The sequence below is a fragment of the Embleya sp. NPDC050154 genome (assembly GCF_044460165.1).
Lineage (GTDB): Bacteria > Actinomycetota > Actinomycetes > Streptomycetales > Streptomycetaceae > Embleya.
The window spans coordinates 380371-393109 of sequence record NZ_JBITJP010000007.1 but is presented as its reverse complement, the minus strand read 5'-3'; the positions used below and the strand labels follow the sequence as shown (position 1 = coordinate 393109).

The 12739-nt window shown below is 71.3% G+C and carries 12 protein-coding genes; 8 read left to right on the top strand and 4 right to left on the bottom strand.

All coding sequences use genetic code 11. The annotated features are described in order from the left end of the window. Together ACIBSV_RS18135 and ACIBSV_RS18130 are read left to right on the top strand one after the other, a co-directional pair. A partial coding sequence (locus ACIBSV_RS18135) for a M28 family peptidase (protein WP_395864051.1) occupies positions 1-1744 on the top strand: 1744 nt, incomplete at its 5' end. 197 nt (positions 1745-1941) lie between these two features. Further along, on the top strand, positions 1942-2502 hold the full coding sequence (locus tag ACIBSV_RS18130; protein WP_395864049.1) for a MepB family protein: 561 nt from the start codon (positions 1942-1944) through the stop codon (positions 2500-2502). A 180-nt stretch (positions 2503-2682) separates the two neighbouring features. On the opposite strand, the gene ACIBSV_RS18125 is transcribed toward ACIBSV_RS18130, so the two are convergent. Further along, complete coding sequence (locus ACIBSV_RS18125) at positions 2683-3156, bottom strand: SRPBCC family protein (protein WP_395864048.1); 474 nt, start codon at positions 3154-3156, stop codon at positions 2683-2685. Between the two features lie 143 nt (positions 3157-3299). Between ACIBSV_RS18125 and ACIBSV_RS18120 the strand changes: the two genes are divergently transcribed. Together ACIBSV_RS18120 and ACIBSV_RS18115 are read left to right on the top strand one after the other, a co-directional pair. Beyond that, positions 3300-3905, top strand: coding sequence for a TetR/AcrR family transcriptional regulator (locus ACIBSV_RS18120; protein WP_395864046.1), 606 nt, complete (start codon positions 3300-3302; stop codon positions 3903-3905). 219 nt (positions 3906-4124) lie between these two features. Further along, positions 4125-4949: a helix-turn-helix domain-containing protein gene (locus ACIBSV_RS18115; RefSeq protein WP_395864044.1), complete on the top strand. Its 825-nt coding sequence runs from the start codon at positions 4125-4127 to the stop codon at positions 4947-4949. Positions 4950-5138: 189 nt separating this feature from the next. Here the strand turns inward: ACIBSV_RS18115 and ACIBSV_RS18110 are convergent, their stop codons facing one another. Next, positions 5139-6275 carry an FAD-dependent oxidoreductase gene (locus tag ACIBSV_RS18110; protein ID WP_395864042.1) on the bottom strand — a complete coding sequence of 379 codons (1137 nt, stop codon included), beginning with the start codon at positions 6273-6275 and terminating at the stop codon, positions 5139-5141. Between the two features lie 28 nt (positions 6276-6303). On the opposite strand from ACIBSV_RS18110, the gene ACIBSV_RS18105 reads away from it, so the two are divergent. Then, a complete protein-coding gene (locus tag ACIBSV_RS18105; RefSeq protein ID WP_395864040.1) occupies positions 6304-7029 on the top strand; it encodes a TetR/AcrR family transcriptional regulator in 726 nt (241 codons plus the stop codon). Between the two features lie 340 nt (positions 7030-7369). Then, positions 7370-8062, top strand: coding sequence for an HNH endonuclease family protein (locus ACIBSV_RS18100; RefSeq protein WP_395864039.1), 693 nt, complete (start codon positions 7370-7372; stop codon positions 8060-8062). 72 nt (positions 8063-8134) lie between these two features. Here ACIBSV_RS18100 and ACIBSV_RS18095 read toward each other — a convergent pair whose 3' ends face one another. Continuing rightward, complete coding sequence (locus ACIBSV_RS18095; protein ID WP_395864078.1) at positions 8135-8527, bottom strand: GbsR/MarR family transcriptional regulator; 393 nt, start codon at positions 8525-8527, stop codon at positions 8135-8137. Between the two features lie 137 nt (positions 8528-8664). Between ACIBSV_RS18095 and ACIBSV_RS18090 the strand changes: the two genes are divergently transcribed. Further along, a complete protein-coding gene (locus ACIBSV_RS18090; RefSeq protein ID WP_395864037.1) occupies positions 8665-9459 on the top strand; it encodes a hypothetical protein in 795 nt (264 codons plus the stop codon). 80 nt (positions 9460-9539) lie between these two features. On the opposite strand, the gene ACIBSV_RS18085 is transcribed toward ACIBSV_RS18090, so the two are convergent. Beyond that, the gene (locus tag ACIBSV_RS18085; RefSeq protein WP_395864035.1) at positions 9540-10973 is read right to left on the bottom strand and encodes a sugar porter family MFS transporter; all 1434 of its coding nucleotides are present in this window, start codon (positions 10971-10973) and stop codon (positions 9540-9542) included. A gap of 338 nt (positions 10974-11311) precedes the next feature. On the opposite strand from ACIBSV_RS18085, the gene ACIBSV_RS18080 reads away from it, so the two are divergent. Further along, entirely contained in the window at positions 11312-12523 is a 1212-nt protein-coding gene (locus tag ACIBSV_RS18080; protein ID WP_395864033.1) for an ROK family protein, read from the top strand. Positions 12524-12739: the final 216 nt, after the last annotated feature.

Here is a 12739-nt window from a genome sequence, read left to right as displayed (position 1 = left end):
CAAGACCCTCGACCCCACCTGCGCCCTGTTCAACAAGACCAAGGCCGCGTGGGACGCCGTCAGCCTGCCGGCGCAGCCGAACGACCCCACCTGCAACGTGAATCCGGGTCCCGACTTCACCATCGCGGTCAGTCCGACCAGCGGCAGCGTGGCGCCCGGTGGCACCGCGACCACGACGGTGACCACCAGCGTGACCCAGGGCGCGGCGCAGAACATCACCCTGTCGGCGGGTCCGCTGCCGTCCGGCGTGACCGCGTCGTTCAACCCGGCGACCGTGCAAGCCGGTGGCACCTCGGTGTTGACCCTGTCGGCGAGCGCCTCGGCACCGTCGAGCACCACCGCGATCACCGTGACGGGTACGGGCACCAGTGTCACGCACACCGCGCAGTACAACCTGACCGTCTCCAGCGGGCCCACCAACCCGATCGACCCGCCGGACATCAGCGTCGCCAACGTACAAGCGCACCTGTCCCAGTTCGGCACGATCGCCTCGCAGAACGGCGGCAACCGCCGCTCGGGCACCGGCGGTTACACCGCGTCGCTGGCGTACGTGAAGGGCAAGCTCCAGGCGGCCGGCTACACCGTCACCGAGCAGACCTGCACCTCGTGCACCTACCGCGCCAACAACCTGATCGCCGACTGGCCGGGCGGCCCCGCCGACTCGATCGTCATGTTCGGCGCCCACCTGGACGGCGTCTCCGCCGGACCCGGCATCAACGACAACGGCTCCGGCTCCGCCACCCTCCTGGAGAACGCCCTCGCGCTCGCCCAGGCCAACCCCAGCCTGACCAAGCACGTGCGCTTCGGCTGGTGGGCAGGCGAGGAACAGGGCCTGCAGGGCTCGCAGTTCTACGTCGGTCAGCTCAGCGCCACACAGCGCAGCGCGATCAAGGGCTACTACAACTTCGACATGGTCGGCTCGCGCAACGCCGGCTACTTCATCAACAACATCAACTCCGCCACCGCCGCACCGCTGAAGGCGTACTGGGACACGCTGAACCTGCGTCCCGAGGAGAACGTCGAGGGCCAGGGCCGATCCGACGACTACTCCTTCCAGCAGGGCGGCATCCCCACCTCCGGCTACGCGGCCGGCGCCAGCGCCACCAAGACCTCGGCGCAGGCCACGAAGTGGGGCGGCCAGGCCGGAGCCTCGTACGACTCCTGCTACCACTCCGCGTGTGACACCACCGCCAACGTCGACGCCACGGTGCTCAACCGCAACGCCGACGGGATCGCCTACGCCATCTGGAAGACGGCGGTCGGCGGCACCACGCCCGGGCCCGACTTCTCCATCACGGCCGTCCCGGCCGCCGGCACCATCCAGGTCGGCAGCCAGGGCACCACGACGGTGAACACGGCCACCACGAGCGGCGCGGCGCAGACCGTGTCCCTCACCTCGAGCGGGGCCCCGAGCGGCGTGGGTGTGACCATCAACCCGACGTCCGTGCAGTCCGGTTCCTCCGCCACCGTGACCATCACGGTCGCGGCCGGCACCACCCCCGGCACCTACCCGATCACCATCACCGGCACCGGGTCGGTCGTGCACTCGACCACGTACACGCTGACCGTCGGTAACGGCCCCGGTGGCTGCACCGCACCCGCGTGGAACGCGAACACGGTCTACACCAACGGCAGCGTGGTCTCGTACAACGGCCACACCTACCGTGCCAAGTGGTGGACCCAGGGTGAGGTTCCCGGGACCACCGGGCAGTGGGGAGTGTGGGTCGACCTCGGCGCCTGCTGAGCGAGTCCGCACCCGATCTTCCCCGTTTGTGATGCCCGGTAGGCCGCGGTTCGGCCTACCGGGCATCACACCGTTCGGCCGGGACACCGTTCGCCGGCGGCTGTTCGCCGGCACGCCGTCCGGGCATCACCCCCCACGGGCGGCACACCGTTCGGCCCGCCGCGGCCGGCGTCGGCGGGCGGTGGCAGGATGGTGCGATGCGCCCGAATCCGGATGATTGCCCCTGGCCGGTGGACGGCTCGTTGCCCGCCGACCTCGTCGCGACGAAGGCCCTGGTCTACGACCCGAACGGGTTCGTGTGCTCGGCGCCGGTGCCCGAGCCGGAGAACGCGGAGTACGGCGCCCACGTGTTCACCGTCGACGGCGTCGAGGTCCGCTTCCGGGTCGCCAGGACCACACCGACCAAGGTCGGGCAGTTCGTCACGCTGTGGCGGCGCTCGGCGGCCGGCCCGATCGAGCCCCTGGCCGCCGAGGACCCGGTCGAGTTGGTCGTGGTCGGCACCCGCCAGGGCGACCACTTCGGCCAGTTCGTCTTCCCCAAGGCCGTTCTGCGGGACCGGGGCATCCTGTCCACGCACGGAACCGGCGGCAAACGTGCCTTCCGCGTCTACCCGCCGTGGGTGACGACGACCAACCGCCAGGCCGACCGGACCCGAACCTGGCAACTCGAGCACTTCCTGGCGATCCCGGCGGACGCCCCGCCGGACCCGGACCGCTGCCGGGCGCTCTATCACCCACGGAAACAGCCCGCGCGCTGACCGGGCCTTCCGCCGGTGGGCGGGTCGCGGGTTCGACCGGTTCGGCTGCTTCGACTGGTGCGGGTGAACCGATCCCCGGGTGGCATCCGGCGGCCACAGCCTCGTCGCCACCCGCGCCCCTGCGCCTGCCGAACCGCACGGGGGCCGGGGACGCCCCGCGCGGGGCCGCGGGGTGCGGGGTCAGGGGGCTCCTCCACACGCGGCGCGGAGCCGTACCAGGGTCGTGCGCATGCCCGCGCGGTTGCGGGCGGCGCGTTGTGCGGGCGGCGTACCGGTGAAGACCAATCCGAGCAACTCGGCGACCCTGCGGCGCCATCCGGTGCGGCGATGGTCGCTCCAGTACTCGGTGATCAGCGTCCCGCCCTCCACCGCCGCGAACCGATAGCCCCAGCGCGCGATCGGCAGCCCGAACGAGGTGACGTCGAACGCGAATTCCCGGCCGGGATCGGCGATCACGACCCGACACGTGGTGAACCAGACCCACGGCCCCCTGCGGTTGACGCCGACGAAGCGGCGCCCCCTCGTCCAGACCCGGATCACCTCCGGGCTCCAGTCCTTCATCCGCCGGACGTCCGCGACGACGGCGTACGCGGCGTCCGGTGCGAGGGCGACGGCCAGGGCTTCCTCGACGTCCCAGGTGCGTTCCTCCGTCATCGGTTCACCCGCCCCGCGGCGGGTCCGTCGGGGTGGACGTCCGGGACGACAGCGGGCGGTGTGCGCTCGTGAGGCTTCATGTGGGCCACGCTAACACCAAGTGCAACGCACCGTCGCGTTGCATTCGCTGCTAGTCTCGTGCCATGAACGGCAACGAGCAGCGCACGACGGCGACCCGCGCCGCAGGTCCGCGCAGGTCCCCGGAGATCTTCGACGCCACACTGGACCTGCTCGCCACCAAGGGCTACGAGGGCTTGACCATCGAAGGCGTCGCCGACCGCTCCGGCGTCAACAAGACCACGATCTACCGCTGGTGGCCGTCCAAGGGCGCCCTCCTCGGCGCCGCACTCACCGGCGCGGGTCGGCTCGACTTCCCCCTACCCGACACCGGCAGCCTCCGAGGCGACCTGATCGGCCTGATGAACGGCATCGTCGCGCTGCTCACCACTCCACCGACGTCCGACATCGCCGTCGCAACCCTGGGCGCGGTGACCCAGAGCCCCGAACTGGCCGACCACACCCGCGAGTTCTTCGCCGACCGCCTGACCCGCGAACAACCCCTCTTCGAACGTGCCGTCGCCCGAGGCGAACTCGCCCCCGACACCGACCCGATACTCCTCATGGACCTCATCGCCGGCGCCGCCTGGCTACACCTCGTCTTCCGCCGCCTCCCCCTCGACGACCACTTCGTAACCACCACGATCGACGTCATCCTCAACGGCACCACGCCCCACGCGACCCCTCGATAGCCCCGCCGCCGCAAGGCTCCCGCGCTCCCGCCCAGCCACGGGACGGCCTCCTCTACCCGCTCGTGGGCGCGGTCGGGGCCTGCCGGCGGACCGCGGGAATGTTCCGCCTCCGGCTCTGCGTAGCATGTGACGATGCGGTCCTCCTCGGGTGTGCGTGCGGCGCCGGCCGCGTGGGACGTGGCACGTCCACGGCGGCCCAGCCGGATGGCTGGTGTCGACATGGCCGGGTTCAGCGTCCCCGGCCCGCTCGCGGGTGGACTGCGGGTGGTCCCGCACCCGGCCGTGATGCTGGTACTGGAGTTCGGAGCGGCACCGTCCGTCGTGGACGACGGCGCCGGGCGGCGGCATCTGGGAAGTGTCGTCGCCGGACCCGGGTTCGGTTGCGGAGGGATGGTCCGGGCCTGGGGCGCACACGTCGCGTGCGTGCAGGTCCGCCTGTCTCCGCTGATGGCCCGCACGGTTCTGGACGTCGGCCCCGCCGACCTGGACGGCACGCTGGTGACCTTGGCGGACCTGTGGGGCCGGGAAGCCTCACGGGTTCGCGAACAGTTGGCCGAAGTCCCCTCGTGGGAAGGCCGCTTCGCGTTGACGGAGGCGCTGATCGCCCGCCGATACGAGGCGCGGTCGCGGGTGGATCCGGAAGTGGCCCGGGCCTGGCACCGGATCGTGGCCTCCCGTGGCCGGGTGCGGATCGACGGACTGGCGGCTGAACTGGGCTGGAGCCGCAAGCGCCTGTGGACCCGATTCCGGTCGCAGGTCGGAATGCCGCCCAAGCGTGCCGCAACGCTGGTCCGCTTCGACCATGCCGTCCACCGCCTGGTGGCGGGCGACACCGCGGCCCGGGTCGCCGCCGACGGCGGCTACACCGATCAGTCCCACCTGCATCGCGATGTCGCGGCGTTCACCGGCCTGACCCCGACGACCGTGACCGCCGAGCCGTTTCTGACCGTCGACGACGTCGCCTGGCCGACCTCGCGCCCCGGGGCGCCATCCCCGGACACCGCATCGGGCGCCGACCGAAACGCCGACACCTCCACCGGGTGATGCGGGTCGAGACGACCACTGCCTGGTTCCCGCAACGCCGTTTCGCGTTCGAGCGGTTCGGGCCGTTGTCGATCCGCCCGCACCACGGCAGCGGATGGGCGGCACGGAACCATCCGACCGGCGGCCCGCCACATACCCGCGCACGCACGGGATCCGCTGCGTTCACGGCGGTTGGGGCTGCCCCGACGATCAGCCTCGGGGCGTGTGCGCGGGTGCCGGTTCGGCCGGCCGGGCCGTGAAGAAGCGGACGATGTCCTCCGCCGCGGTGGGGGACAACATCATCGCCTGGACTCGTGCGGACATTTCGGCGATCGGGTGAATCCGGGCGAACATCACCTCCTCGTACGTCCGGATCGCCGAGTCCGGGTCGGCGGGGTCGGCGGCGAGTCGGCCGGCGAGTTCGGCGCCGTCGAGCATGGCCTGATTGGCGCCCTCGCCGACCGGCGGCATGAGATGCGCGGCGTCGCCGATGAGGGTGACACCCTGCCGGCCGGCCCAGCGCGTACCGATGGGCATCGTTTCGATCAGGCGCGGCGTCGGCGCGCCGTCGCCGGCCTCGATGAGTGCGGTAAGGCGTGGGTCCCAATCACCGAAGATGTCCAGCAGAGCGCGCTTACTGCGGAATGTGTCGATGGGGAGATCGTCTGCGCGCAGCGAGATCCCGACCCGTATGCCGCCGTCACCGAGGCGTTGCGCTGCCAGGATCCGGTTCACGCCGACGCACCACAGGTTGCCGGGGCCGACCAGCTCGGCGAGATCGGGGTGACGCCGGTCGACGTCTTCGATGCTCAGCTCGACGAGGGTGGCCACGGAGGACAGTTGCGTGTCGGTCAGCAACGACCGGACGACCGAGCGCGCGCCGTCCGCGCCGATGAGGATGTCGCAGTCGGTGCGGTGGCCGTCTTGGAATGTCAGTTCCCAGCCTCCCTCGGGTCGGGGGGCGGCCGCGACCAGCCGACGCCGCCAGACAACCGTCTCGCCGGGAAGGGAGTCGAGCAGAAGATCACGCAGTGCCCTCCGGTCGATCTCGGGACGTCCGGAGAACGAGCCGGGTTGCGGCACATGGTGGATCAGGATCCGTCCACTCGGATCGAGGATGCGATGTTCCTCGCCCTCCGGCCGCGCCTGCGACCGGAACCGGCCGGCGAGACCCGCCTCGGCCAGGGCCTGTTGCCCGGATTCCGGGTGCAGGTCGAGCGAGCCGCCCTGCGGCCGCGCGGATCGGCTCGCCTCGCGCTCGTACACCACCGCGTCGATGCCGTGCCGATGCAGGATCCGCGCCAGCGTCAGGCCGCCAAGGCCGCCACCGGTGACAGCGATTCGCATTCCCATCCCCTTACCGTACACTGTATTCATGGATACACCGTACGGTAGTGAAGTGTTGTCCGTTTGGGAACGGCCCGAACCTCAGCCGCGAGCGGCGCCGGTGCCGTTGAGCCGCGAGAGGATCGCCACTACGGCGATCCGGCTTGCCGACGCGCAGGGGCTCGACGGCCTGTCGGTCCGCAAGATCGCCAAAGAGCTCGGTGTCGGTCCGATGCGGCTCTACGACTATGTGATCAACAGATCCGAACTACTCGATCTGATGGTCGACGTCGTCTATGCCCGGATCGCCGAGGTCGGCCCGCACTCCGCGTGGCGCGCCACGGTACTGGCCATCGCCCACGCGACCCGCGATGCCGCCCTTGACCATGAGTGGTTTTCCGACCTGCTCGGCGGAAGGCCACACTTGGGACCGCACGCGCTCGCCGTGGGCGAAGCGACCGCGGCGGCACTGAGCCAGGCCCCCGCCGTGCGCGACATCGACGATCTTCAGCGGGCTTTGGGCGCGCTCAACGGCTTCATCATCGGAGCGATCCGCAGAGAGGTCACCGAGCGACGCACCGCCCGTTCCACCGGCACCGACGAAGCCGCCTTTCAGGCCGGCCTCGGCCCCTACCTCACGCGCATGTTGAAAACGGGCCGGTACCCCACCGTCGCCCGACTCGTCATCGACGGCGCCCACCTCAGCCCCGAGGAAACCTTCAAACACAACCTGACCACCGTCTTGGACGGCATCACAGGCGGACCCCACCCGTGACCACTGCGGCCGGCGGCCGAGCCGCCGAGCGACGGCGCACACACTGCCACCGGCCAAGGCGTAGTCCACGTCCCCCGATTCGACCACGACGATCGAGCCGGGACTCCGACCGCCGGCCGCCCGCCCGCCCGCTCCGACGACGGCGAGGCCACCGAAGCCATTCCCCACCCATCACGATCAGCCACCGGCGAATGCCCCGCCCGGGACCACTCTTTCGAGTGGTGCAACCGCGCCGTTGCCGGCCGCGGGCCGCCCGATCGCTACAACAGGAATCGCTACAACACGAGCGGACCTGTCACGGCGACTCTGGGACGACGCGATGATGCACACGGGAATCACAATGGGACGACGGACGGCCGCACTCCTGGTGACGGCGACGAGCGTGGGCGCGCTGCTGTTCGCCCCCACGACGAGCGCGGCGGCATCGGTCGGGCCCGCGGAGAGCACCGGCACGAGCGAGGCCGCCGCGGGCATCCCGCTCCGGGACGCGATCGCGGACCTGCGGGTGGCCGACGAGGACCGTTCCGGCTACGACCGAGCCGCGTTCCGGCACTGGGTCGACGCGGACAAGGACGGATGTACGACACGCGCCGAAGTACTGCTCGAGGAAGCCGTCTCCCCGCCCGAGATCGGCGCCAAGTGTGCGCTCACGGGCGGCCGTTGGTACTCCTACTACGAGGACGCCTACGTCGACGGCGGGTCCGGCCTGGACATCGACCACATGGTGCCGCTCGCGGAGGCGTGGGACTCGGGCGCGTCCGCGTGGACGCCGCAGCTGCGCGAGCAATACGCGAACGACCTCGACCAGCCTCGGGCGTTGGTCGCGGTGACGGCCAAGTACAACCGTTCGAAGGCCGATCAGGACCCGGGTACGTGGCTGCCGCCGTACGAGGGCGCGCGGTGTACGTACCTGACCGACTGGGTGACCGTGAAGACCAAGTACGACCTGGCCGTCGACACCACCGAACTCGCGATGCTCCAGAAGCTGGGCGCGCAGTGTCCCAACGTGCCGATCACCCCCGGGACGCGGTGAGACGACCGGGCGGGCCGGCCCGCCGTCCGCTCGGCCTCGACCGCCGGCCGGGCCGGATTCGCTCCGCCCCGCCTACCGCTCCCGGTTGCGCCACCGTTCCATGACCCCCACGAACTCCGCTTGCAGGAAGGCGAAGAAGTCCGCTGATTCCTGGGCTCGAACGCCCGCAGGCGTATCCGGGCCCAGGGACTGCGCGCCCTCGCGCAGGACGATCTCGAAGCGGGACAACATCTTGTCCCGCTCGCCGTAGGTCTCGTACCAGAGTTCGTCGTGCAGCCGGTAGCGGTCCCGCCGGAAACCGGGCTCGCGCTCGCGGTGCACCATCCGGACCTGGGACAGGTAGGCGATCGCCGACGACACGGCGGCCGGACTGATCCGCAGCGCTTCGGCCAGCTCGGCCGACGTCATGCTCGCCGAGTCGGCCGCGAGCAGCGCGGCGAACACGCGCGCGGCCATCCGCTGCATGCCGGCGTCGGCCAATTCGCTCGCGAAGCGTTCGATGTACCGCGTCACCTCGGCTGGCCCTCCCGCTCGCCCTCACGCTCGGCTGCGTCGCGCTCGCCTACACCCTCGCCGGCCGACGCGACCTGGGCGCGGGCTTCGTGCCGCCGCGACCGGGCCCGGCGCACGCGCCCGCGTCGTTGTCCGGGGCGTACGGCCTGGCCTGGCGGCTGCAACGCGGCACCCTGCTCGCCTGGACGGTCGGCTTCGCCGTCGCCGGCGCGGTGTTCGGCGGCATCGCCGACGGCGCGCAGGACCTGGTCGGCGACAACGACGGGACCCGGGACCTGATCCAACGCATGGGCGGTCGCGTCGCGCTGACCGACGCGTTCCTGTCCACGCTGGTCGACATGCTCGGCCTGGTCTGCGTGGTGTTCACCGCCGGCGCGGTGCTGCGCCTGCGCGACGAGGAGACGAGCGGTCGGGCCGAACCACTGCCGGCGAGCGCGGTCGGCCGCGCGCGCTGGGCGGGCGGGCACCTGGCGATCGCGTACCTCGGCCCGGTTCTGGTACTGGCCGCGGGCGGTGTCGCGATGGGTCTGTCGTACGGGATCACCATCGGCGACGTATCCGGCCAGGTGCCCCGCCTCCTGCTCGCCGTGCTGGCTCAGGCGCCCGCCGTGTGGGCGCTGACCGGGCTCGCCGTACTGGTCGTCGGCGCACTGCCCAGGCTCGCCCCGGCGGTGTGGGGCGTGGTCGGCCTGGTGATCGCGCTCGGCTGGCTCGGCCCCGCGCTGAAACTGCCCCAGGCGGTGTTGGACGTGTCGCCTTTCGGCCACCTGCCCAAGCTGCCCGGCGCCGACGTCGCGGCCACGCCGTACCTGTGGCTGCTCGCCCTCGCGCTCGCGCTGCCGGCCGCGGGCCTGACCGCGCTGCGCCGCCGCGACCTGGGCTGAGACCCGCTCCGCCGGCCGGGACTCGACTCGCGGGTCCCGGCCGCCGGCGCGCTGTGCGGTCCCGGCCGCCGACGCCGGGCTCAGCCCATCTCCTCCAGCGTCTTGCCCTTCGTCTCCGGGACGAACTTGAGCACGAACGGGATGGACAGGACCGCGAAGCACGCGTACATCACGTAGGTCGCCGACAGGTTCCAGTCCGACAGCGTCGGGAACGACACGGTGATCACCCAGTTGGCGATCCACTGCGCGGAGGCGGCCACGCCCAGCGCCGCGGCGCGGATCCGGTTCGGGAACATCTCGCCCAGGAAGACCCACACCACCACGCCCCACGACAGCGCGAAGAACAGCACGAACGAGTGGGCCGCGATCAGCGCGACGGTGCCTTCGGTGTCCGGGAGCTTGATGTTCTTGCCTTCGCCGGTCCGCGCCGAGAACGCCCACGCGACCAGGCCGAGCGAGATCGCCATGCCGGTCGAGCCGACCAGCGCGAGCGGTTTGCGGCCCACCCGGTCGACCAGGGACATCGCGATCACAGTGCCGATGATGTTGATGATCGACGTGGTGAACGAGTACAGGAACGAGCTGTTCGGGTCGATCCCCACCGACTGCCACAACGACGCCGAGTAGTAGAAGATCACGTTGATGCCGACCAGTTGCTGGAACACCGAGAGCCCGATGCCGACCCACACGATCGGCAGGAACAGGAACCCGCCGCCGCCCAGCAGGTCCTTGAAGGTGGACTTGTGCTCGCGGCGCATCGCCTCGGTGATCTCCGCGACGCGCGCGTCCAGGTCGACGTCGTCGCTCTCCACCTCGGCCAGTACCTTCCTGGCCTGATCCACGCGTCCCACCGAGAGCAGGAAGCGCGGCGACTCGGGGATGGCGAAGGTGAACACGCCGTACAGCACGGCGGGCAGCACCATCACGCCCAGCATCACCTGCCACGCCTCCAGACCGAAGATCAACTCGCCGCGCTGATCGCCGTCGGCGAGGTTGAGGATGCCCCAGTTGACCAGTTGCGAGACCGCGATCCCGGTGACGATCGCGGCCTGCTGGAACGAACCCAGCCGACCGCGATAGGCGGGTGGCGCGACCTCGGCGATGTACGCCGGACCGATCACCGACGCCATCCCGATCGCCATCCCGCCGAGCACGCGCCACATCGCCAGGTCCCACAGCGCGAACGGCAGCGCGGAGCCCACCGCGCTGACCGCGAACAGCACGGCGGCGATCTGCATCACCCTGATCCGGCCGATCCGGTCGGCGATCCGCCCGGCGACCGCGGCCCCGATCGCACAGCCCACCAGCGCGGCGGCGACCACCTGGGCGAGCAGGCTGGATCCGGGCTCGAACTTGCCGCGGATGCCCTCGACCGCGCCGTTGATCACCGAGCTGTCGTAGCCGAAGAGGAACCCGCCCATCGCGGCGGCGGCGGTGATGAAGATGACGTGGCCGAGGTGCTCCGAGTAGGAGTCCCCGCTCGACTGCCCGGTCGTCGCTGTACTGCCGGCCAACGCCGCCTCCCGCGGTCTGTGCACCTCGTCCCGAACCCGGCGCGGTGTGTGCGGTGCGCTGCTTCGGAGAAGTCGCCGGACTCTGAGAGTTGCCCGAGATCACCCGACTAACCATGCGGTGCGCCCGGATGGCGTGCGCACGCGTGCCGGTGACGCGCCAATGGCGTCCACCCGCGCGCCCGCGCCTCCCGCCGTCCGCCCGCACGGTCCGCCGAACGGGTGGACGCGGTCCGGTAACGACCTTGTCGGACACCCTTGACAGTGCCGAGAGGGCGGGCCTAATTTCCTCTACAACTCTTAGGAAGGTTTCCTAACAGTGACGAGAGGGAGAACCGCTCATGGCCGGAAGCACCGAGCGCGGCGCGGGAGCGTCCGGGCGGGAGCAGGCCGGGCGGCCGAGCCTCTTGCGGGCCATCAACGACCGGGCCGCGCTCGAACTCCTCTTGCGGCACGGGCGGCTCTCCCGAGGCCAGATCGGCTCGATGACCGGCTTGTCGAAGCCGACCGCCTCACAGCTGCTCTCCCGCCTGGAGGCGGCCGGCCTGGTCGTCGGGGTCGGCACCACCGAGGGTGGCCGCGGACCGGGCGCCCAGTTGTACGAGATCAACCCCGCGGCGGGACACGTCGCGGGCCTGGATGTCACGCCCGCCCGGATCCGGGTGGCCATCGCCGACCTGGCCGGACGTGTGGTCGGTGAGCACGAAATGCCCACGCCGCGCCGCGAGGCGGCGGACACTCCCGGCCGGATTCGGGACGCGGTGCGCGCCGCGGCCAGGCCCGCCGGCCTGGACCTCGCCGATCTCGCCCACGTGGTGATCGGAATCCCCGGCGCGTTCGACCCGACCACCGAACAGTTCCGCTACGGCCGGCACCTCGCGGGCTGGCACACCCCGGGCGTACTGGACGCCATCCGCGAGGAACTCGGCCTGACGGTGGACGTGGAGAACGACGTCAACCTGGCCGCGCTCGCCGAGCAGCGGGACGGATCCGCGCGCGACGGCGGCGACTTCGTCCTGCTGTGGGTCGACGAGGGCATCGGGTGCGCGATCGTGCTCGGCGGTCGACTGCACCGGGGTTCCACCGGTGGCGCGGGCGAAGTCGGCTACATGCCGATGCCCGGCGCCCCGCTGCCGCACGACGTCAGCCGCCGCAATACCGGCGGCTTCCAGCAACTCGCGGGCGCGCCTGCCGTGTTGTCCCTGGCCCGCGCCTACGGGGTGGGCAGTCGTACCGCGCCGCAGGCGGTCGCCCGAGCGGTGCGCGCCACCGACTCGCGCGGTGAAGCCTTCCTCGACGAGCTGGCCAACCGGCTCGCGGTCGGCCTCGCGGTGATCGTCTCGGTGCTCGATCCCGGCCTCGTCGTGTTGTCGGGGGCCATCCCGATGGCCGGCGGCGAGGCGTTGCGCTCACGCGTGGTGGGCGAGTTGCACCGCCTCGCGATCCCGCGTCCGCGCGTCGTGCTCGGCGACGTACCCGCCAACCCCGTCCTCACCGGCGCCGTACACGCGGCGCTCGACGTCGCGCGTGACGTCGTCTTCACCACGACCTGACACACGCGCAGCACGCACAGCACACACACGCACACACCACCGGACCACCGCACGGCGCCACAAGACCGGACCCTCGCGGCCGCACCCGCGTGTGTACCGACCGATGCCCCGGCCCCGCCTCGGCTCTCGGTCCCCCACCCGTACCACCGGCACCGTCGGCACCTTCGACGTCGCCGACACCGCCGGCACCACCGGCATCCCGGCTCGACCGCAACA

Coding starts and splice junctions, on each gene's coding strand:
- ACIBSV_RS18080 (WP_395864033.1), top strand. CDS start 11,312: ATGGCCGGAAGCACCGAGCGCGGCGCGGGAGCGTCCGGGCGGGAGCAG.
- ACIBSV_RS18125 (WP_395864048.1), bottom strand. CDS start 3,156: ATGACGGAGGAACGCACCTGGGACGTCGAGGAAGCCCTGGCCGTCGCC.
- ACIBSV_RS18130 (WP_395864049.1), top strand. CDS start 1,942: ATGCGCCCGAATCCGGATGATTGCCCCTGGCCGGTGGACGGCTCGTTG.
- ACIBSV_RS18115 (WP_395864044.1), top strand. CDS start 4,125: ATGGCCGGGTTCAGCGTCCCCGGCCCGCTCGCGGGTGGACTGCGGGTG.
- ACIBSV_RS18110 (WP_395864042.1), bottom strand. CDS start 6,275: ATGCGAATCGCTGTCACCGGTGGCGGCCTTGGCGGCCTGACGCTGGCG.
- ACIBSV_RS18105 (WP_395864040.1), top strand. CDS start 6,304: ATGGATACACCGTACGGTAGTGAAGTGTTGTCCGTTTGGGAACGGCCC.
- ACIBSV_RS18095 (WP_395864078.1), bottom strand. CDS start 8,527: ATGCAGCGGATGGCCGCGCGCGTGTTCGCCGCGCTGCTCGCGGCCGAC.
- ACIBSV_RS18120 (WP_395864046.1), top strand. CDS start 3,300: ATGAACGGCAACGAGCAGCGCACGACGGCGACCCGCGCCGCAGGTCCG.
- ACIBSV_RS18100 (WP_395864039.1), top strand. CDS start 7,370: ATGGGACGACGGACGGCCGCACTCCTGGTGACGGCGACGAGCGTGGGC.